At 63.9% G+C, this 19,734-nt stretch carries 15 protein-coding genes and 5 pseudogenes; 9 read left to right on the forward strand and 11 right to left on the reverse strand.

From position 1 onward, the window contains the following. Positions 1-46 precede the first annotated feature (46 nt). From AC3IYI_RS39960 to AC3IYI_RS39970, 3 genes are all read right to left on the reverse strand, one after another. Entirely contained in the window at positions 47-862 is an 816-nt protein-coding gene (locus AC3IYI_RS39960; protein ID WP_326790575.1) for an ExeA family protein, read from the reverse strand. Beyond that, entirely contained in the window at positions 859-2,214 is a 1,356-nt protein-coding gene (locus AC3IYI_RS39965; protein WP_489411931.1) for a transposase, read from the reverse strand. The genes AC3IYI_RS39960 and AC3IYI_RS39965 overlap by 4 nt, the downstream gene beginning before the upstream one ends. Positions 2,215-2,317: 103 nt before the next feature. Continuing rightward, positions 2,318-2,956 (reverse strand): DUF6431 domain-containing protein, encoded by a 639-nt coding sequence (locus AC3IYI_RS39970; RefSeq protein ID WP_489412002.1) that lies wholly within the window; start codon positions 2,954-2,956, stop codon positions 2,318-2,320. Between the two features lie 163 nt (positions 2,957-3,119). Between AC3IYI_RS39970 and AC3IYI_RS39975 the strand changes: the two genes are divergently transcribed. Continuing rightward, positions 3,120-3,563 (forward strand): hypothetical protein, encoded by a 444-nt coding sequence (locus AC3IYI_RS39975; RefSeq protein WP_489412003.1) that lies wholly within the window; start codon positions 3,120-3,122, stop codon positions 3,561-3,563. 446 nt (positions 3,564-4,009) lie between these two features. On the opposite strand, the pseudogene AC3IYI_RS39980 reads toward AC3IYI_RS39975, so the two are convergent. Beyond that, positions 4,010-4,655: pseudogene (locus AC3IYI_RS39980) on the reverse strand (transposase); the annotation flags it as partial. Here AC3IYI_RS39980 and AC3IYI_RS39985 point away from each other — a divergent pair. The 3 genes from AC3IYI_RS39985 to AC3IYI_RS39995 all read left to right on the forward strand — a co-directional run bounded on the left by AC3IYI_RS39985 (position 4,626) and on the right by AC3IYI_RS39995 (position 8,365). Next, positions 4,626-5,836, forward strand: a protein-coding gene (locus AC3IYI_RS39985; RefSeq protein ID WP_489412004.1) for an IS3 family transposase whose coding sequence is annotated in 2 segments (ribosomal slippage) — positions 4,626-4,872 and positions 4,872-5,836 — 1,212 coding nt in all. Because the reading frame shifts where the segments join, the coding sequence is not laid out codon by codon here. The pseudogene AC3IYI_RS39980 and the gene AC3IYI_RS39985 sit on opposite strands and share 30 nt — an antisense overlap. Continuing rightward, on the forward strand, positions 5,833-6,000 hold the full coding sequence (locus AC3IYI_RS39990) for a hypothetical protein (RefSeq protein ID WP_489412005.1): 168 nt from the start codon (positions 5,833-5,835) through the stop codon (positions 5,998-6,000). The genes AC3IYI_RS39985 and AC3IYI_RS39990 overlap by 4 nt, the downstream gene beginning before the upstream one ends. Positions 6,001-7,783: 1,783 nt before the next feature. After that, positions 7,784-8,365 carry an IS1096 element passenger TnpR family protein gene (locus tag AC3IYI_RS39995; protein ID WP_489412255.1) on the forward strand — a complete coding sequence of 194 codons (582 nt, stop codon included), beginning with the start codon at positions 7,784-7,786 and terminating at the stop codon, positions 8,363-8,365. A 60-nt stretch (positions 8,366-8,425) separates the two neighbouring features. Here the strand turns inward: AC3IYI_RS39995 and AC3IYI_RS40000 are convergent. Beyond that, positions 8,426-9,815 (reverse strand): annotated as a pseudogene (locus AC3IYI_RS40000) (IS701 family transposase). 376 nt (positions 9,816-10,191) lie between these two features. Here AC3IYI_RS40000 and AC3IYI_RS40005 point away from each other — a divergent pair. After that, a complete protein-coding gene (locus AC3IYI_RS40005) occupies positions 10,192-11,313 on the forward strand; it encodes a sensor histidine kinase (protein WP_489412006.1) in 1,122 nt (373 codons plus the stop codon). Between the two features lie 318 nt (positions 11,314-11,631). Here AC3IYI_RS40005 and AC3IYI_RS40010 read toward each other — a convergent pair whose 3' ends face one another. Beyond that, a complete protein-coding gene (locus tag AC3IYI_RS40010; RefSeq protein WP_489412007.1) occupies positions 11,632-11,898 on the reverse strand; it encodes a hypothetical protein in 267 nt (88 codons plus the stop codon). 337 nt (positions 11,899-12,235) lie between these two features. Here AC3IYI_RS40010 and AC3IYI_RS40015 point away from each other — a divergent pair. Together AC3IYI_RS40015 and AC3IYI_RS40020 are read left to right on the forward strand one after the other, a co-directional pair. Then, a pseudogene (locus AC3IYI_RS40015) lies at positions 12,236-12,787 on the forward strand (transposase); the annotation flags it as partial. Between the two features lie 47 nt (positions 12,788-12,834). After that, positions 12,835-13,218, forward strand: a pseudogene (locus tag AC3IYI_RS40020) (IS5/IS1182 family transposase); the annotation flags it as partial. Positions 13,219-13,483: 265 nt separating this feature from the next. On the opposite strand, the pseudogene AC3IYI_RS40025 reads toward AC3IYI_RS40020, so the two are convergent. Together AC3IYI_RS40025 and AC3IYI_RS40030 are read right to left on the reverse strand one after the other, a co-directional pair. After that, positions 13,484-13,675: pseudogene (locus AC3IYI_RS40025) on the reverse strand (glycine betaine ABC transporter substrate-binding protein); the annotation flags it as partial. 98 nt (positions 13,676-13,773) lie between these two features. Continuing rightward, on the reverse strand, positions 13,774-14,079 hold the full coding sequence (locus tag AC3IYI_RS40030) for a putative quinol monooxygenase (protein WP_489412008.1): 306 nt from the start codon (positions 14,077-14,079) through the stop codon (positions 13,774-13,776). A gap of 305 nt (positions 14,080-14,384) precedes the next feature. Here AC3IYI_RS40030 and AC3IYI_RS40035 point away from each other — a divergent pair, with 305 nt between their 5' ends. Together AC3IYI_RS40035 and AC3IYI_RS40040 are read left to right on the forward strand one after the other, a co-directional pair. Further along, complete coding sequence (locus tag AC3IYI_RS40035; protein WP_489411278.1) at positions 14,385-15,236, forward strand: IS5 family transposase; 852 nt, start codon at positions 14,385-14,387, stop codon at positions 15,234-15,236. 88 nt (positions 15,237-15,324) lie between these two features. Beyond that, complete coding sequence (locus tag AC3IYI_RS40040; RefSeq protein WP_489411967.1) at positions 15,325-16,596, forward strand: IS256 family transposase; 1,272 nt, start codon at positions 15,325-15,327, stop codon at positions 16,594-16,596. Positions 16,597-16,672: 76 nt separating this feature from the next. Here AC3IYI_RS40040 and AC3IYI_RS40045 read toward each other — a convergent pair whose 3' ends face one another. The 3 genes from AC3IYI_RS40045 to AC3IYI_RS40055 are packed head-to-tail and all read right to left on the reverse strand — an operon-like array spanning position 16,673 to position 18,593. Then, positions 16,673-16,822: a hypothetical protein gene (locus AC3IYI_RS40045; RefSeq protein WP_489412009.1), complete on the reverse strand. Its 150-nt coding sequence runs from the start codon at positions 16,820-16,822 to the stop codon at positions 16,673-16,675. A 42-nt stretch (positions 16,823-16,864) separates the two neighbouring features. Continuing rightward, complete coding sequence (locus AC3IYI_RS40050) at positions 16,865-17,005, reverse strand: hypothetical protein (protein WP_489412010.1); 141 nt, start codon at positions 17,003-17,005, stop codon at positions 16,865-16,867. Positions 17,006-17,036: 31 nt separating this feature from the next. Next, on the reverse strand, positions 17,037-18,593 hold the full coding sequence (locus AC3IYI_RS40055) for a Vps62-related protein (protein WP_489412011.1): 1,557 nt from the start codon (positions 18,591-18,593) through the stop codon (positions 17,037-17,039). Positions 18,594-19,734: the final 1,141 nt, after the last annotated feature.

The following is a 19,734-nucleotide window of genomic DNA, read 5'->3' on the forward strand; positions in this document are numbered from 1 at the left end:
CCGTCAGGCCGCCGGGGTCGTCGTGAACACGGTGTCGGCTTCGTGCTCACTCTGTCGCGTGTGTCTCGGTGATGGCGGTGCGGGTGGAGGACTCGTCGACGATTCCCTTCTCCTCGGTGAAGGCGGCGATGAGGGACTGCCAGGCGATGTTGTTGACCGATCGCGGCAGGCCGCGGCTGGTGAGGTGAATGAGCTCGACGGCGTCGTCGGAGAACAGCGTGTCCTCGCGCCCGGCGATCGTGAGGTGGTGCTTGATGTAGCTGGCGGTCTCCTCCCTGCTCATCGTGGGCATCTGATAGCTGATCGAGATCCGCTGATCCAAGGCCGCCAGGACGCCGTGCTTCATCCGCTTGCGCAGGGTGGGCTGGCCGATCAGCAACACCGCGAACGGCGTCGTGGAGTCCATGTCGTAGTTGGTGAGCATGCGGATCGCGTCCAGCTCCTGGTGGTCGAGCAAGTGCGACTCGTCGATCACCACGGCCGGCGTCCTGCCCCGTTCGTCGACCTCCGCGGCCAGCGCGGCGGACGCCTGGGTGGCGAGAGCGGCCAGGTGGAACTTGGGGGTCCCGCCCAGGCTGGTGACGATGCGGTCATAGAGGCCGCGCATGCCGACCTCGGGATTGGGCTGGTAGATGACCGTGAACCGGGCCGGGTCGAGCGAGGCGACGGCGCCTTTGAGGGCGACGGTCTTGCCGGATCCGACTTCGCCGGTGACCACGCCGATCGCCCTGTTGTTGATGCACCACGCGATGCGGGCGGCGGCTTCCCGGTGGGAGTGGTGCTGGTGGAGCATGGACGGGGCCAGGTTGCGGCCAAAGGGGACGCGGGTGAAACCGAAGTACCCCTGAACGCGGTCGATCATCGCGGTCCCCGCCCGTCGTCCATCAGGGACGAGTAGTTGATGCCCTTCGCGGTGTTCGCTGTGTGTGTCTCGTCGAGGATCTTCAGGTAGTCGATTCCAGTCGGCGGGGCCGACTCCGGCGGTGTCTCCGGCCTCGCCTTCGGATGGGTGTGCCGGCCCACCCGATGCGGGACCGCCTTGCCCGCGCTCTTGCCCGAGGTCCTCACCTCGATCTCGGTCAGGTCGAACGGGTCGAAGACCAGCTCGACCTTCATCCCGACCAACATCGGATCGACCTCGTAGGTGTTGCCGTGCAGGCTGACCGTCGCGGTCTTCGTCACGGTCCGGAACTCCGACCACAGAAACGCCTCCCGAAGATCAGCGGGGCTGGGCAGCGGCAGTGGCCGGGGAATCGAACCCAGCCACCGTTCGATCGGAGGCTGCCCCGTCTCCGAGTGCACCGTGCGGTGATAGACCGTCTCGACCCACGCGGTGAAAAGCCTGTTCAGCTCGGTGAGATGCTCAATCTGACCGACACGTTCCTCATCGAGCTCGACCAGGAACTGATCACGGACGGTGCGGAAGAACCGTTCGATTTTCCCCCTGCCCTGAGGCCGTCCGGGCTTGGAGTGCGTGAGGCGGATGGCCAGGGAGGCGCATGCCCGCAAGAGCCACGTGTCCACGAACGCCGACCCGTTGTCGACGTAGATCGACTCCGGGACCCCGCGGGCAGACAGCGCCGGCCGCAGAGCGGCGGCCAGGCGGACGGTGTCCTCCGCGAACCCGAACCGGTGGCCCACGATCGCCCGGCTGTGATCGTCGATGAACGCGAACAAGTACGTCTTTCGCCCGCCGATCCTCGGTCCGTGGAGGGCATCCCCGGTCCACAGCTCGTTGCCGCGGGTGGCCTCGAACCGGCCGAACACGCTCTTCTCGCCGCCGGCGCCGGTCAGGCCGGCGTCAGCGAAGTGACGCTGCAGCGTCCGGTCGGTCGGCGACCAGCCCTGAGTCGTCCGCAGGATCCGCTGGATCTGCGCGGCCGTGCGGGCGGGGTTCTCCTTTTTCAGCGCGGCCGCCAGGTCCAGCACCTCGACCGGGGTCCGTGGGGTGACCTGCCGCTGGGCCGGCACCAGCGCGGGAAACCCACCCGCGCGGTAGTGACGGGCCCAGCGGTCCAGCGTGCCGCGGGCGACCCGAACCTGTCGGCCGAACGGGTCGGTGTGCTCCTTCGCGGCCAGTTCGCGGGCGAGCTTCCCGCGCTGGCGTGTCGTGAGCTTCGTGTCGATCAAATCCTGGATCAAGCCGTAACGGAACAGGCCCACCTGCCGGGCCCGCTCCGCCCGGCGACGGTCCTCGTCCTCACTCGGTGACATAGGCAACCCACCTCACGTCTCGAACAACGCCCGCCGCTCAGCCGGCGGACACGATCAAGACTTCCGGCACCCTCCGATCCCGCCCAGGGGCGGCCCGTGTTGATCAAATAGCGGAAGAAGACGAGGTCAGCAGCCTCCCGCCTATCGCCCTCCCGGCGAACTCCCACCGCGACACCGTGAGCATCCCCGGCCACTTCGTCGCAGCCGCCCGATGGGCGGCCGCGACCGCCGAGACCGCATCAGCGAGCGTCGAAGGCGCCGCATCCGGCATCACCGGGTCGTCCGCGAGCGCGACCAGAGCGACGGTGAAATGCCGGCGCACGTCCTCCGCCCGTTCGGCGAACGCCCGCAGCCAGCCACGGACCGTGCCCTCGGCCAAGCCCAAGTGGGCGGCGATTCGGCGGTGTCCCATGCCCAGGGCGGCTATCTCCAGCCCGGCCCCGATCACCACGGCAGCATCCGCCCGCCGCGGCCAGAGAACCTCCGCCAGCAGCACGTGCGTGACCTTGCAGCCCGAGCAACGCGTACGGCGCGGCCGCAGAAACAGCCGGGCCCCAAGATCACCCCGGATCGACCGCGGCCGGCCGTGACCCCACGGCGCGAGAACCGCCCCACATGCCGGACAATTCAGGCGACCCTGCCGAAGCTGACGCTCCACCAACAGCCCGTCCGAGTCGACAACCAGCACCGACACCTCCACCTGACCTGCAACGATCAGCCGGAACCTCTCCAAACGGACCACCGGTCATGCTCGACTTGCCCGATCACCTGTCTGCCCTGTTTGGCTTGCTGTGCTCCCACGGACCAGGTCGAGACCCAAATCGTTTCGTCTGGATGGTGCGAGCTCGGACAATGGAAGAGCTGGAAGTAGCGACTCTCCAAGATCGAAGCAGGTTGCTGAGGCAATGACTGAAACGCCATCCACCATGCAGATGGTCACCTTTGCTGCATGGCGGGACGATGCCCTTCACACGGGCGGCCCGGCTGATCGCCGCTACGTCACCCTGGCTGAGCTTCTGGTCCGACTAGGGAGTTACGGACTCGGGCTGACATGGAAGGCTCAGATGTTCGACGAGCAGCCACACCCGGCGTTCGCTCGGATGATGAAGGCATCAGCAGGCACCGGAATCCCCACCCTTCAGTTGCTGGCCATGGACGCGCCCTACCTGCAGGCGATCGACGGCGACTTCGAGGGCTACGCGGGCAACGAACTCGTATTGACCCTGAGGGAGTTCGACAGTTCCAGCTGGGATGTCCGCACAGCCGACGCCTGGGTGCTGAGTGAGATCCAACGGCGTTACCCCGACGCCAGGCCAATGACCTCAGACGAATGGGACTCCACGAACTGATCCTCCCGAGGATGGAGCCACGGAGCCACCGGTTGTGCACGAGCTCTTCGTGCACACGGTGTCGTCGCACACGAAGCAACCATCAGAACCCAGACACCGACACAGCCTGTGCCCAACAGGAGTGTCGCCGTCCCCCCGCTTCATCGCCACGCAGAGTGTCGTCCAACACCCGACCAGGACTTCTCATCAAGATCCTGTTACGAGCTCTACGGCTGCTTCTTCCGAAGCGAACCAGGCAGCGTGGCACTGCGCGAGCTCGGCCAAGCGAAATTACAGCCTATTTAACCTCGATCTTTCGTGACGGTCCGTCGGTTCTCCCGGCGGGCCGTTTCCGTATCGAATGATGGTTGCGGGCAGGCTGGTGGCCCGGCTGTCGCGTCGGGTGGGCGCCGGGTTCCACGGCTCCGGTCGGGGTGGTGATGCTCGCAGGGGCGGGAACGCGCTGGTCAGCCGGGGTTCGGGAGGGCTTCGAGCCTTGCCAGGGCATCGGTGATCACGTCGGTCCAGGGCCAGTGGCGTGCGAACCGCAGGTGCCGGCGGCGGGCGGTCGTGACGATCTGGGCTGCGGCGGAGAACAGCCGGAGCCGGAGGCGACGGGGCTCCCACCTGCGGGTTTTGCCGGTGAGAGCGAGCATGGGCATCCAGGCCAGCAGGTCGAGGGCGGTCTGGACGATCTCCAACCAGATCTGGTTCTGCGCGGTGTCGTGCAGTGGCAGGTTGCGCAGGCCGGTCGCGCGGGCGTTTCGGATGCGGTCCTCGGCGCGTGCCCGCTGGCGGTGCCGCAGTTCGAGTGCGGCGATCGGAACGCCAGGCGGTGTTGCTGCCCGCGTTGCCCGGCCTGAGCAGGCCGGCCACCGGCTCCCCGCTCCCACCGCTTCCGTGATCGACGAAGGCCATCAGAGGATGGTGTCCGAAGGTCTTCTTCCAGGTCGCGGTGGCGTCCTGCTTCTCGGAGTGCGCCAGCACGAGCACCCCGTCCAGGTCCACGATCACCTGTGAGGCTGACCCTGTGGAGTGGACACCCTGACAATGGATCTTGATTGTCCAGGGAGGGATGTCCAGGTGGGACGCAGGTCTCCGTATTCGGAGGAGTTCAGGAAGGATGCTGTCGCGCTCTTTCGGGCCGCGCCTGGGAAGCGGACGTATGCGTCGGTGGCCGCGGATCTCGGGGTCACCGCGGAGTCGCTGCGGACATGGGTCCGCAAGGACGAGGCCCCGGCCGTATCCGACGGCTGCGACGGAAGCGTCAGCGGGTCCGAGGAGCTGGCCCGGCTGCGGGCGGAGAACGCCCGGCTGCTCAAGGCCGAGCAGGAGTGGCGCTTGGAGCGCGAGATTCTGCGCCGGGCAGCCGCCTATTTCGCGCGGGAGGTGAAGTGAGATCCCGCCGCTGGGACTTCATCTCCGAGAACCGTGCCGATTTCGGTGTCCAGCGGATCTGCCGGGTGCTGGGGGCGTCCCGCGCCGGCTTCTACCGGTACCTGACCACCGGGCAGGAACGCGCGGAACGCCGGGCCGAGGAGAAGCGGACCGTGGCCGAGATCCGCGCCATCCATGCTGAACACCAAGGGGCGTATGGCGCCCCTCGCGTCCATGCCGAGCTGCGGGCGCGGGGACGGGGTATCAACCGCAAGCGAGTGACCCGGCTGATGCGGGTCAACGACATCGTCGGCCGGCACCTGCGCAGAAAGAAGCGGACGACAATCGCGGACAAGGCCGCGCCGCCCGTGCCGGACCTGGTGATGCGCGACTTCACCACGGACACGTTGAACACGAGATGGTGCGGAGACATCACCTATATAGCCGTCGGTTCGACGTGGCTCTACCTCGCCACGGTGATCGACATCTGCTCGAGGAAGGTCGTGGGCTGGTCGATCGCCGACCACATGCGGACCTCGCTGGTCACCGACGCGATCGAGATGGCCGTAGCCTCCCGCGGCGGCCGGGTCCACGGCGTCGTATTCCACACCGACAGAGGCGCCCAGTACAACGCGGCTGCCTTCGCCGACGTCTGCATGCGGCACGGAATCCAACGCAGCATGGGCCGCGTCGGCTCCAGTTACGATAATGCCCTCGCCGAGTCCTTCTTCCAGAGCCTCAAGCGCGAACTCCTCCACGGACGCCGCTGGACCTCGAAGACGCAGACCCGACTCGAGCCGTTCCGCTGGCTGTCCTACTACAACCGGCGCCGTCGCCACTCCGCACTCGGCTACCGCACGCCCACCGAGTTCGAACAACAACTGACCACGACACGCAAGCTGTCGCTCATCGCATGAAAACCGGTGTCCACTCCCCGGGATCAACCTCAACCTTCGCCCTGCTCCACCAGTTCAAACGACTGGCCGTCCGATGGGAACGCCGCACCGAACTCCACGACGCCTTCTTCTCCCTCGCCTGCAGCCTCATCTGCTGGCGACGCCTCAACAAGCCCGACTCATGATCGTGTTACGAGCCCTAAAGGACAATACTCAGAATAGCCGACACGTGATGTGATATGAATTTCCAAACAACGGCGAGACTGCTCTCTTTACCGAACTTCTCGATATCTTGAAGGTGTTGATGCCGGGCCACGCGAGCTAGTTGTGCAGGTGTAAGATTGCGGTGGATTATCCTGACATCAATCCCTACCCGACCGCATCCTATGATCCACATGCCATATTTCGGGAGTGTATCCGACAAATGGGTGGTGGATTAAAAGATAATTCCAGACTAACGATAAAATAAGTTTATCAGAACCTGAGTGCAGAGCGGAATTGAGATGGCTTCTCCAGTGTCTACCCAGAGGGACATCCCCACGATCGGACGCCAGGTCGCTCCCTTCCCGGTCCAAGAACCCGATGTCATTGCTTCTCTGGCTTATAAGGGTGGCATTGGTAAGACAACGCTGGCTGAGGAACTGGCTCAGGTACTGGATGCAGTCGCCGTGGACTTCGATTGGTCTAAAGGTGGTCTGACCGCAGGATGGGGATATCGAGAGGAGGATCGCATTGGAATCCCACTACTTAATGCATTTGAAAGTGGAAAATCTCCCATCCCTATTCGGGGGGGGCGTAGGAAGCCGGATCTAATCCCCGGCCACACTGCATTTTCTGAACATCAACCACCCGCTGAGAAAATTACGGATGACGTAAATAGGTGGGCATGTGAACTGCGACGACGGCTGGTAATTGACACGCACCCGGATGCATGTCCGTCCACCAATGGCGCCATGGCAGCCGCTCGCGTGGTAGTCACTCCTGTAGTTCTACACACGCGCGAAATGAGGTCGTTGGAGCAGCTACTCCAAGAGGCAAGCGATTATCCACTGCTTCTAATTCCATATATGGTCTCAAGGTCTCCTTCCCAGTGGGCAATCGACGAACTAGGGAAATTGTCGCAGCTGTATGACGTGCCAATCGGGCCAATGGTGGGATACTATACGTGGATTGCCACTCGTCGCTTCCGTGTGTCGATCTGCTCCGAGCCGATCGCTAAAAAGCAGCTCTCTTTCGTTAATGAAATTCAAGAGGTCGCCAAGGCGGTGCTCAGTTATGGCCGTTAGTGGGCTTAACCAGCTTCAGCAGCGAAAAGATCTCCAACGGAAGACGCGCACCCCTCCACCGCCGCCTAAATATCCCAGATCCGGGGACTCTGCTGGCCAACATGACAAGGCAGTACCCGAGGGCCGAAGCAGTGACGATGCGAGCGGGGAAGGGGAAAATTCACAGGAAGACGCAACTAAGCTAATCCTGCCCGCTCAAGGAAGTAGTCATAACTGCTCCAACGAGGAAAACCAGAACCTCTATATCTCTGCACGGGATCGCGAATACATGCAGAGTAGCTACATCTCTCAACTCAATGAGAGGCCTTCAGCAAAATCACTTGTCATGGCGCACCTCAACACGTGCCGCACATCGGACGTGCATATTATTGCACGATCATGGCTTCATGGCCGCAGCATGGAAAGCGCTGTGACGGAATTTCTCGAAGTGGCCGGGGAGCTGGGACCTAGCGGTCGTGATGCTGTTCTTGAACTAATTGCGCTTGCAGGACCTGATGCAGAGAAGGTACTGGAGCATAACCGTTCTCACCCAGTGCTCCGCCCCTGGATCCACTCCATTATCGGGAGGGACGCAAGTTCACTGACCAGAGAGGAAATCAGGGTTTGGCTGTGCGTTGAGAACCTTGTGCGCATTCTCGATTCACGGGGAGCCAATGACGCCTATACTGCCGTTTGGCGTCAGATGTGTAGCGGGTCCCTAGCCTTCGATCAAATCCTTGAATCGATTATCAATACGGGGCATCCGGAGGCGTCGGTACTCGTGCGGCAAGTTAGGAAAATCCATACTACTCCCAGCGCCCGAAAGTACCCCTCATTGTACGAGTTGAGAGCGGAAATCGAACGTACTCCGATTCCCGTTTGGCGTCTATTTTCACTACCTGCAGATGATAATCTTGAAAATCTCCACACAGTTATCCAAATTATTATGGGCTGGAACAGAGCCGACCTCCATGCGTTTGAGCTTGAAATTCTCGCAAGTAGAGGCACTGAATACGTGAGCATCCCCGCCCCAGAGTATCTAGTTCGACTTGATGAGGTTTTCGATCGTGTAAGGAATGGGGCTGTTCTTTGCGATTCAAAGTCGTCCTGGAGAGTCCGAATTACCCTGCAGAATGTTAGACTCGGGAGCGCAGAAGATTCTTTTCTTCCGGCGTGTGTGAATGGTGTAGGGGTTTTGGGACCGTCCGGTAACGGAGCTGCGGTATCCGATGCGGATGTCGATTTGCACCTTATCAATGATCGACTTTCTCGAGAATTTGGATAGCCTCGCTGTCCTTGCCAGAGGCTCTGGGCCAGGGTCATTCACGGCAGCTGTAGTTCGTGATCATGGCTGGTCGTGACGGTGGTGTCGTTGCTGGTGGCAGGCCGGTTGCGACGGCCTGGTGATGGCGTCTGAAAGCGATCCAGTGCAGGACGTGGTCACGGTCGCGGGCTGGCGGGGGTAGCACGAGGGCCCGCAGGAGACGGATGAGCTCGGGACAGGTCAGCGGGACAAGTCCAGGCTGCGGCTCGGAGTCTTCATGGACGGCTGCGGCCGTGAGGGCGAGGACGGCGGCGGCGATCAGGGAGAACAGTGACCAGCGCATCCAGGAGTTCCAGCAGGTCACCTGGCCCTGGTCGAGCCCGGTGAAGCCCTTGGTGAACTGGAAAGCTTCCTCGATCCTCCACCTGCGGCCGATCACTTCCACCAGCGTGGCCAGCGAGACGTCGCCGGGCGCCCAGCAGCGGAAATAGGACACCTCACCGGTGTAGCGATGCCGGCGCGCGACCAGCACACTCGCCCCGGCCGCGTTCTCGTTCTCGTTCTCGTTCTCGTTCTCGTTCTCGTTCTCGTTCTCGTTCTCGTCGGGAGTGTCGTCGGGGCGGACGTCGGGCCAGGCCCAGTCGTACTCGCGGGTGCCCTTGGTGCCGTGTCCGGTCTGCCGGCGCATCCACTGCCCGGGCCGCACTCTGTTGATCAGTTTGCGGGCCTCCCGGCGGTGGCCCGCCCCGTCGGTGACCTGGTACGAAGCCGGGACGGCGACCGCATAGCCGAGCCCCAGCGAGCGTATGCCCCGACGCAGTTCACGGCCGCAGTACACCTCGTCGCCCGCGAACCAGCGGGCTGCGACCCCCGTGGCGAGCGTGTTGGCGACCATGGCCAGCGCCTGCTGCGGTTTCGTCGCGAAGACGATCCGCTCCGGCACCCCGGCGGCCTCGCGGCGTTCCTCGTCTGCGGCCCAGTCCGCCGGGAGGTACAGGACCCGGTCAATGATCACCTTCGTGGTCGCGGTGACCGCCGCCAGGTGCACCGCCACCTGGCACAGACCCACACCACCGATCGCCCCCGAGTACTGCCTGCCGGCTCCCACACAGTCCGTGGACGATTTCGCATCCCCCGTCTCGTCCACCACCAACACCACTTCCTGCCCGGCAAGTTCATCGACGACCAGACCGACAATCTCCCTCCGGGCCAGGCCGTGATCGAACCGGGCCCGAGACAACAGGTGCTGCAACCGGTGAGGTCCCGGATGCCCCAGCGCCTGCCCGAGAGTCCAGCAATTGCGCGTATCCAGCTCCAGCAACAGCCCCGTGATCAGCTCCGCCGCCGTCGCACGTGCCTCACACCGTGCGAAACAGCCCGCGACCGCCTTCATCGCCCTTCCGAATGCCTCGCCCCACACCCGCTCGGTTACCATGGCCTCCACGGCCACCGCGTCTTGATACGTCGTCACAAACGTTCATGATCACGGTGGCCGCCCTCACACCCGAACCCACCCCGACAAGCCCCCGAACAGCGAAAACAACGGAACTACAGCTGCCGTGTCACTGGTTGCTTTTCGGCCGTCATCCCTTACGGTGAAAATGCCAGAGGAGGCGAAACGGGGCTGAACGTGCGCTTGGGCACCTAAGAGCGCTGGCCTTGAAAAATTCATGGATTAGGAACGGTTGCCCGTGTGGCGTGACTCCGTACAGTTCTCGCGGCCTACATTCAAGCGCACGGATGCCTTGCCCGAGGCGTCAGTATCCGCCGTGATGCGAGATCACGCCTGGCTTGCTTTGCGCATCCAGAGCTCGGTCCGAATCGGCATCACTGCAGTAATTTTTTGCATGGACATGACAGTCTTTCCGCCACTGGCACACGTGGAGGCGATCTACGCGATCATGTGGAGCTATGCTGCGGTCAACTTCTTTCTCCTAGCAGCACGTTGGGACCGGTTGACGCCTTTTGCCGGAGCCCTTGGGCCGACGACCCTGGACCTCACCACGATCACCACGTCGCTCGCCCTCTCAGGCGGGTTTCCCAAAGACACATCGAACTACATCACGCTCTTCGACGACCTCTATTTTCTCGTACCGGTCCTCGCGGCCTTCCAGCTCTTCCCCTACGTCACTGCTTTCGCGGGCGTTGCCACGGTGATTGCATATATCACGGCGGCCGCCATGGCAGGCCCTGATCCCGACTGGGTGTACCTAGTGACCCACTCCGTTTTCATCGCGATGGTTTCACTGTGCTGCATGCTCTTCTCTGGAATCCAGCGATCCAGGGTCTCTACCATCGCGGGCCTGGTCCAACAGCGGTCAAAGCTGCTGAACCAGGTGATCACGATCGAGGAGAACGAACGTCGGAAGATCTCGGAAGTCCTGCACGACGGCGCTTTGCAGTGTGTCTTGGCGGCCAGGCTGGATGCGGACGAGATCGGCCAGGCACGGCCGCGGGAGGCCATCGTGGAACCCCTGGTCAGGCTGGGGTCCGCCCTCGATGACGCAGCCCGTCAGCTCCGCTCGTCCGTGACCGAGCTCCATCCTGATCAGGTTCAGTCGACCGGGCTTGAACGGGCCCTGCACTCGCTCTTTGAGGAGGGGGCGGATCGGGGTGGATTTGTGGTGCGCTTTTCCTACCGGGCCGCCGGTCCTACCCTGGTCGATGAGTTGATCTTCCGTGCCGCCTCCGAATTTCTCTCCAACATCATCAAACATGCGCGGGCGGACCGGGTCGACGTTCGGCTCGACACAACTGAGGAGCGGGCCAGGCTGGAGGTCATCGACAACGGCAAGGGCATCGAGGCGGGTGAACTGGCTGCAAAGGCTGCGAAGGGCCACATCGGCCTATCGTCACAACGCGTCAGGATCGAGGGGATGGGGGGCCAGTTCGCCCTGGAGAATGTGTATCCACACGGCACCGCTGCGGTCATTGAACTCCCCCTGCTACAGGTACCGGCCGACAGTTGAGGCCGGCGGCATGGCTGCGCGAGACCCCGGTGGCATTCCCCTGCCGCGCGGGTGTGGCTGGTTACAAGCAGGTGAGGGCGGCTCTACGCCGGGCTCCTCGAGCACGACCCCGGGATGTGGCGGGCCCGGGTGATCATCTCCGACGCCCGCCGCCACGGCTGCCCCGTCCTCCCCCTCGAGAGCAACGCCTCTCGGCCCGACTACCGCATCGAGCAGACCGAGGCTGGTGTGTGGGCGGTGCGGATGTCGCTGTCGTCGGTGAAGGGGATAAGCGGGGTGAAGTTCCCCCGAGGCCGGGTCGTTAGGGCTTGCAGATCATCAACTCGCAGTCTTGATCTCTGGTGTGGTGGGAATGCCCGCTGTGTTCGTGAGGGTGTAGAGGTCGTCCAGGCCGGCGAGTTGGAGGTCGGTGGGCTGGACGGTGTGACGAACCGGACCACGCTCGGGGGGCCGGTCAAGAACGGGCAGCCGGCAGGATTTCGGCACACACGCACAGATCGACGCGGCGGTGGGCGGCTTCAACGGCGGCGAGTGGGAACTCGCGATCACTCTGGCCGGCTCGGCGGCCGGGATGCTCGTGGTCATGGACCGCAACTTTCCCGGAGTCGCCCTGTGGAAGGCGTATCTGAGTGGGCGTTAAGTCTGTTTCTGGTAGCGGCCTCGTCCGGGTTGGGTGAGGAAGCCTTGGCGGGTGAGTCGTCCGAGGCGGCTGCGGGTGATGTTGACGGATGCTTCGTCGGTGGGCATGTCGAGGAGTTCGTGCAGGTCGCGGGCCCGGAACGCCTGGTCGGGTGACCGTGGCCTCGACATACTCCCCATAGGCGGCCATTTACGGCCCCACTGATGGCCACGGGTTTCCCCGCGGATGGCCAGATATCTCCCCGCTCGCCCCAGACGTACCCGGTCGGCGAAGCTCGAGCGGGTGAAGAACAGCAGGGAGATCATGGAAATCCTTGAGGCATACGACCTCACGGGCAGTTACCGTTCGGCGGCCGAGCTCGCCGGGTGCGACCACCACACGGTGGCCCGATATGTGAAGATGCGGGCCGCTGGACAGCATCCCGACGCCCGCCGGCACCGCGACCGGGCCATCGACGTCTTCCTGCCGAAAATCGAGGAGCTGGTGGTCCGCTCGAACGGGCGGATCCGCGCGGACGTGGTCCACAAAAGGATCACGGCGATGGGCTTCACGGGCGGGGAACGCACCACCCGCCGCACGGTCGCAGAGGCAAAAGCCCAGTTCAGGGCAGGTCAGCGCCGCGTTTACCGGCCGTGGATCACCGAGCCGGGGCTATGGCTGCAGTGGGACTGGGGCGAGGGCCCGCAGATCGGCGGACGACGGACGTCGCTGTGGTGCGCGTGGGTGGCCTGGTCGCGTTTCCGCGTCGTGATCCCGGTCTGGGACAAGACGCTGCCGACGATCACCACGTGCCTGGACGCTACTTTGCGGCGGATCGGAGGAGTTCCGGCCTTCCGGGGCCCAAGCCCCTGATCTCAGATGTCCGTCAAAGCGGATCAAGCCCACTCCTGCCCGCCACCCTGGACGCGTACAGCCATCTTGAGAAGGCCCTGGGGCCGTTGCCGGAGCGCCCGCGGCTGGGCCTGGACGCCGGCTACGACCACCGCCCCGTCCACGACGATCTGGCCGAACGCGGCATCGACGCACAGATCACCCCACGCGGAGAGAAAGTCCCGATCCAGGCGGGAGGCCGGTGGGTCGTCGAGCGCACGAACTCCTGGATGAACAACTTCGGGAAACTCCGACGCTGCACCGAGCGACGAAAGAGTGCCATCAAGTTCTACATCGCCCTGGCCTGCGTATTCGTCACCGTCCGCCACCTGATCCGCCAGGCATGGACCCGCTACCGCTGGAACACACGACCCCGCACACCCCGCATCCGATGACCTACTGGCGGACGCTCTTACTGGTTCCGCTGCGGCAGCCCGGAGCTGGCCCGGGAGGGCGAGCCCCGACCCGCGTACGCGCCCGGGGTGCCCATGCAGGTGAAGGGCACTGTCACATTGTTGGCGTATGGCATGACCGCGCCAATAGATCTTGTTGTAAAGGTCTTCGGGCTGCCGCGCCGACGGAAGATTTTTCGTCTGAACCGCTATTCGTGCGTCCAAATTTCCTGGCATGCTCACGACTATTTCGTTAACGTGACAGTGCCCGTTCGGCTATTCCGCGTTCCACCCGGTTGACGAAGGAGTGCTCGGTTCCCGGTTGGAATGTATATCCGTGCCGGTTGAGTCCGTACTCCTTGACCATTGCGGCAGAGAACCGGCTGATACCGGCGCCCGGGTTGATGCCATCGATGGCTCCGGTCATGCGGGTGACCACATCGGGCCGTGCCAGATCGGCGCGGCCCATACAGCCGCCATGGCCTCAACACCCCGCTCCCTGTCAGGAGATCCGAGAAACACTGCCCGGCTAGGGGTCGGCATCGCGGCGGGTAAAGCCTAGGAAGGGTCCTTCACGGCAAGGACGTCGACCAGGCGAATGTCGGGTGCGGCAGCGAGCAACTCGTCACCGACCTTGCCGAGGGCTGCAGGGATCCGCCCGTTCAGGTGCTCCTGACGGCCAGCCTCATCCTCGAAGGCATCGAAAATCCCGAAGGTGCTGCCGTCCAGCTGGAACGCGTACCAGACACGGGTAGCAGGCTCCTCGGCCACAATCTCGCGCCCGCCCTCCAGGAACGCGGCAAGCTCGGCCTCCTTGCCCAGCTTCGCCTTGAGCAGCGCCAGCACACCCAGTTTCAGAGTCATAACATCGTCCTTCGTTCTACCCGGACATCTCGTCCAGAGTCGTGGTTACTCATGGGTGCCTGCGGGGCAATGTGATCGTTCCCGAACCACCCACGGACGAAGTTACGGGAGCTACAACCCAAACTGAAGCAGCGGAAGCGACACCTCTGACACCGTTTCCGACATGCAGGGGTCTGGTCCGAAAATGGAGGATGAGAGCGTGTCTGAAAGTTCGTGTAAGAGCGTCCGCCAGTAGGCGGGTGAAGTGGTGCAGGCACGGTCCCCGATCATGGAGTTCTCACGCTTCATGATCACTCGGGGTGTCCGTGCCTGCTGTCCCATCATGCCTGCTCAAACCGGTTCGCGACCAGTTCCTGGCGCTGCTGCCTGACCGTGAGGAGCGTCATCCGCTGGGCTGTCACAACCCGCGGATAGCCGACGGGATTGTCTTCGACCGCCTGGTCCAGGTCCTCGCCTTCGGCTGCGGATACGAACGCGCGGCCGACGAGTACTGCTCCGCCACGACGCTGCGGCGCCGTCGGGACGAGTGGATCAAGCTGGGAGTCATGGAGGAGCTGCGGCTGCTGGTCCTGAACGCCTACGACCGTGTGATCGGCCTGGATCTGGACCACCTCGTCGCGGACGGCTGCATCACGAAGGCCCCCTCTGGTGGTGAGTGCGCCGGCAGGAGCCCCGTCGACCGCGGTAAACAAGGCCTCAAACGCTCGCAGTTGACCGAAGCCCGCGGCATACCCCTGATCACCGAGCCTGCACCCGCGAACATCCGCGACCACACTCTCCTGCCCGCCACCCTGGACGCGTACAGCCATCTTGAGAAGGCCCTGGGGCCGTTGCCGGAGCGCCCGCGGCTGGGCCTGGACGCCGGCTACGACTACCGCCCCGTCCACGACGATCTGGCCGAACGCGGCATCGACGCACAGATCACCCCACGCGGAGAGAAAGTCCCGATCCAGGCGGGAGGCCGGTGGGTCGTCGAGCGCACGAACTCCTGGATGAACAACTTCGGGAAACTCCGACGCTGCACCGAGCGACGAAAGAGTGCCATCAAGTTCTACATCGCCCTGGCCTGCGTATTCGTCACCGTCCGCCACCTGATCCGCCAGGCATGGACCCGCTACCGCTGGAACACACGACCCCGCACACCCCGCATCCGATGACCTACTGGCGGACGCTCTAAGTCCGTGATGTGGAAGCCTGGCCCGGGGCTCGGCCTCGGGCCTGTGGGCCAGGCGGATCGGACGAGTCATGGCAGACAAAAACGGAGCGGCCGCGTCCGTGGCCGACGACAAGACGGTTGACGAGGTGGTCGAGCGGCTGCTCGACAAGGCTGACTCCTCGGGGGCGGCTCTGCTCGGTGAGGGCGGGCTGCTGACGGAGATCACCAAGGCCGTTCTGGAGCGGGCCCTGGAAGCCGAGATGAGCGAACACCTCGGCTACGAACGCGGAGATTTGGCAGGTCACGGGTCGGGGAACTCCCGCAACGGGACCTCGTCCAAGACGGTGCTGACGGACGCCGGCGCGGTCACTTTGGCGGTGCCGCGGGATCGCAACGGCGACTTCGAACCGAGGCTGGTACCGAAGAACGCCCGCCGCCTGGCGGGGTTCAACGACCGGATCCTCTCCCTCTACGCCCGCGGCATGAGCGTGCGCGACATCCGCTCCCACCTCGCCCAGATCTACGGGGTCGAGGTCAGCCCGGACCTGATCAGCAAGGTCACCGACGCCGTGATCGACGAGCTCGTGACCTGGCAGAACCGGCCCTTGGACGCGGTCTGGCCGATCATCTACATCGACGCGTTGTGGGTGAAGATCCGCTCTGGCTCGGTGACCTCGAAGCCGGTCTATCTGGCCGTCGGCGTCGACATGGACGGCCGCAAAGACGTCCTGGGCTTGTGGGTCGGCTCCGAGGGTGAAGGCGCCACCACCTGGATGGCGGTCCTCTCCGAGCTACGAAATCGGGGCATCGAGGACGTCTGCATCGTGGTCTGTGACGGGTTGAAGGGCCTGCCCGACGCGGTCACCGCGACCTGGCCCAAAGCCACCGTCCAGACCTGCGTGATCCACCTGACGAGAGCCTCGCTCAGGCTTTCGTCGTCGCGGGACCACCCCAAGCTGGTCCCGGCCCTGAAGGCCATCTACACAGCCCCGACCGAGACCGCGGCCGAGCAGGCCCTCGATGCTTTCGAGGCCTCTCAGCTGGGAGAACGCTATCCCGCGATCGTCCGGACCTGGCGGTCGGCCTGGCCGGAGTTCACGCCCTACCTGGCGTTCCCGCCGGCCATAAGGACCGTGGTCTACTCCACGAACATGGTCGAATCCATGAACGCCCGGCTCCGCAAGGCCACTCGAAATCGAGGCCATTTCCCCTCGGAGCAGGCCGCGTTAAAGGTCCTCTACCTCGCGGTCCGCGAGCAGATCAACCCGAAAGCGCGCGACGCGAACCACGTCGCCGCACACTGGAAAGAGGCACTGAACCAGTTCTCACTCTTCTTCGAGGACCGGCTCAGCATCCAATAACACCAGACGACTTACACAAGATCGCTGACACACCCGAGGATGAGCCCCGCTCAGCGCGTTGGCTGGTGGGGGAGTTTCATGCGGCCTTGATGGGGTCGAATCGGACGGAGTACCCGAGTGTGTTGGCCTGGCGGGTGAGGCGTCGCATGGCGCGTTCGGGGTCGTGTTTGACGTAGTAGGCCGTCTCAACCGCAGCGGCGACCGACAGCTCAACCGGGCCATACACAGCATCACCCCGATCCGGATGCGACTCGACCCTTCTACGAACTTACGTCGCGCGCAAAGCGGCCGAAGGGAAGACTCCCGTGACGCGCAGCGCTGCCTCAAGCGGGTGGTCTGCCGCCAGATCTTCAAGCTGCTTGAGCACGCCGAACAGAACCAAATCGGCAACGTCGACGAACTCGCTCAATCGGCTTGACACAACAAAGCAGCCTCGGGGGTTAGCCCATTTCGCGCATGGGAGGGTTGGCGTACCAGCGGTTGGGTGAGAGGGGTGCTGAGGGGCCTTCTTCCATTTCGCAGAAGCCGATGAGAGGGACGCAGTCGTATTCTTCGGTTCCCCAGCGGGTGACGGTGTCATAGATGAATGCGGTGTCGCTGGTGAGTTTGCCGTCGGCGAGGTCGGTGAAGTTGAAGGCGTGCAAGTTCTTGCCCAGGTCCCAGCCGTATCCCTTGTTGGTTTTGTCGGTCAGGGGCTGGCCGGGGAGCGGTATCCCGTTGGGGATGTGGGCGTAGGTGTGGTCGCCGGGTTCGGCGTAGAGCTCGTGGGAGCCCTCGCCGGCGAAGCCGGCTATCTGCCAGTTCGGCATCAGGACGTGCTTGTCACCGTAGGTGTACTCGGCGCCTCCTGCGTGTGCGCTGAAGTAGACCTTTTCGGGGAGAGAGCCGTTGAAGCGGACGGACATGTGGGTCCAGTCGCCGAGGTGGTTGCCCATGTTCTTGGAGATGCCGCCGCAAGCCAGGGGCGTCCACAGGGCGAAGCAAGCGTCCTTGCCCTTGTTGAAGGGGTAGAACTGCCAGTAGAGGATGTCGGTGATGCCATTGGGTTTGCCGTCCTCGGTGCGCTGCAGGACCTCGGCGTAGGCTGGCACGGACGTCTGCGTGGGATTCTCGCCCAGTAGCAGCGCGTTGTCCTTGTTGTTGTTGATAGGCTCGTTGGTTATGCGGTGCCCGTCGACAACACGTGTCGCGGCGAGGAACTTGTTCGGGTCGCCCGGCATGTACTTCTCGCCGCTGCTGAGCCAGATACGGGGGGCGAAGGCCTGGGCCTCGGCGGTGCCGGGGGTAGTACCGGCGGCGACCGGGACGCTGGTCTTTTGCTTGTTCAAGACCACGGCCACGCCGGCGGGCGCCGTGTAGGAGCGGCTGGCGTGGAAGGTGGAGGCGGGTAGGCCCAGGTAGGAGAGCGGGTCGGCCTGGTCGATACGGACATCCTCCGAACCGCCGGAGTTCGTGTCGTCCCAGACAAGGGCGTGCTTGCCCGCCTCAGTGAACTCCTCCTTCACACACCGCATGGCGTTGACACTGGGAGCGGTGTTGTGATCCGGCTGCGCCAGGTCGCCCAGGCACCGGTAGCCCGCGGGGGCGGCCGGCCGCCATATGGAGCCGTCCATGTCCGCACCCGAACCGCTGTCCTGCCACACCCGGCTGTAGGACAGGGGAGCCGCCAGCTTGCCATCCCCGGTGTCCCGAGCCAAGAAGGCGTTCTGCGGAGCCCCATACTTCTCCATCGCCACATCGCCCAGCGAGTAGAAACCCGCCTGTGCCCTGGGACGCCAGAACGAGACGTCCTTCGATGCCCCCGAGCCCTTGTCCTCGTACTGCATGACGAACTCCGACACCGGCTTGATCTCCAACAGTGCGGGATCCACAGCCGCCTCCGCGGCAGCGGGCGCCTCCTGCGCCGAGGCAGAGGAAACCGCCCCGGCCAGCGGGACCGCCAGCGCCAGACCGGTCAGGAGCGCGGTGGCCCTGCGGGAGGAGGAGGTGAAACGCATGGGGTGACTCCAGTGCTCGGTGCGGGAGGAAGAAGAAGACCTCGAACAGTGCGGCATTCACGGCATATAAGGAGACATCAGCCGCTCACACCCAAAGACAGCGCGGAACAAAAACCCGGACACCCGGCCAGTTCCACCACCAGCCCCCAAGATGCTATACGACCGGACTTGCTCATCAGAGCATCCAAATCAATCAGATTGAACGGGAATGCGGGCTGGAAGCCCTGCCATGGGAACTGTCACATTGTTGGCGTATGGCATGACCGCGCCAATAGATCTTGTTGTAAAGGTCTTCGGGCTGCCGCGCCGACGGGAGATTTTTCGTCTGAACCGCCATTCGCGCGTCCAAATTTCCTGGCATGCTCACGACTATTTCGTTAACGTGACAGTGCCCGTATTGTTGGCCGCGGCGAGCTGTCAGGGCTGGCGGCGGCACCGTGCGACTGGCCGGGTAGTGGACACCGCGCAGTGGAAGACATGCGGCGATCCATGCCTTCGGCCGATACCTCATTGGCAAGCGGAGCGAGCTCGGAACTGGCTCAGTCATACCGGAGCTCCGCATTCCCGAGACGTCTTCAAGGTTGGTGACTGGGCGGAATTCGGTGGTGTGGCTGTGAGGGTGCCCCCGAGGCCATGTGTGAACGCGGCCAAGCGAATGGTCTCGGGGGGTGGAGGACCATTGGCCCGCTGTTTCCACTGGTCCCCGGGGGTTTCCCTGCTCCATGATTGTATGTGATCTTGGAGGGCAGGGCGCGGGGTCCTTAGTCCTTACCTGGAGAGTCTTTGGTCCTGAGGCTTTCCTTCGGGCTTCATGCGACGGGCACCGGTTTCCCCGGAGCAGGGCGGGGCAGGCCCCGGCCCAGGTGACAGGACTGCTCGACGCATCCGCGCGTGGGGGCGAGCCTGTCCTCCGGGACCTTTCATCGCCTCGTTCACCTGTTACCGGTGGCGCGGGGCGGAGAAGGAGCCGTGCGAGCGGCGCCGCCGGGACGTCGAGCTGACGGACCGGTGGGCGCCTCGGGGGTGAGGCGGCTGGTCAATGGCCGTGCGGGACGGGTCGTTGCTGACGGTATGGAAGGTGTGTTGGTTCTTCCTGGGTGCCGCCCGGGGCACCCAGCCCCAGGTCTCTCGGGCGGCATGT

It is taken from the genome of Streptomyces sp. GL_148, from assembly GCF_057834205.1.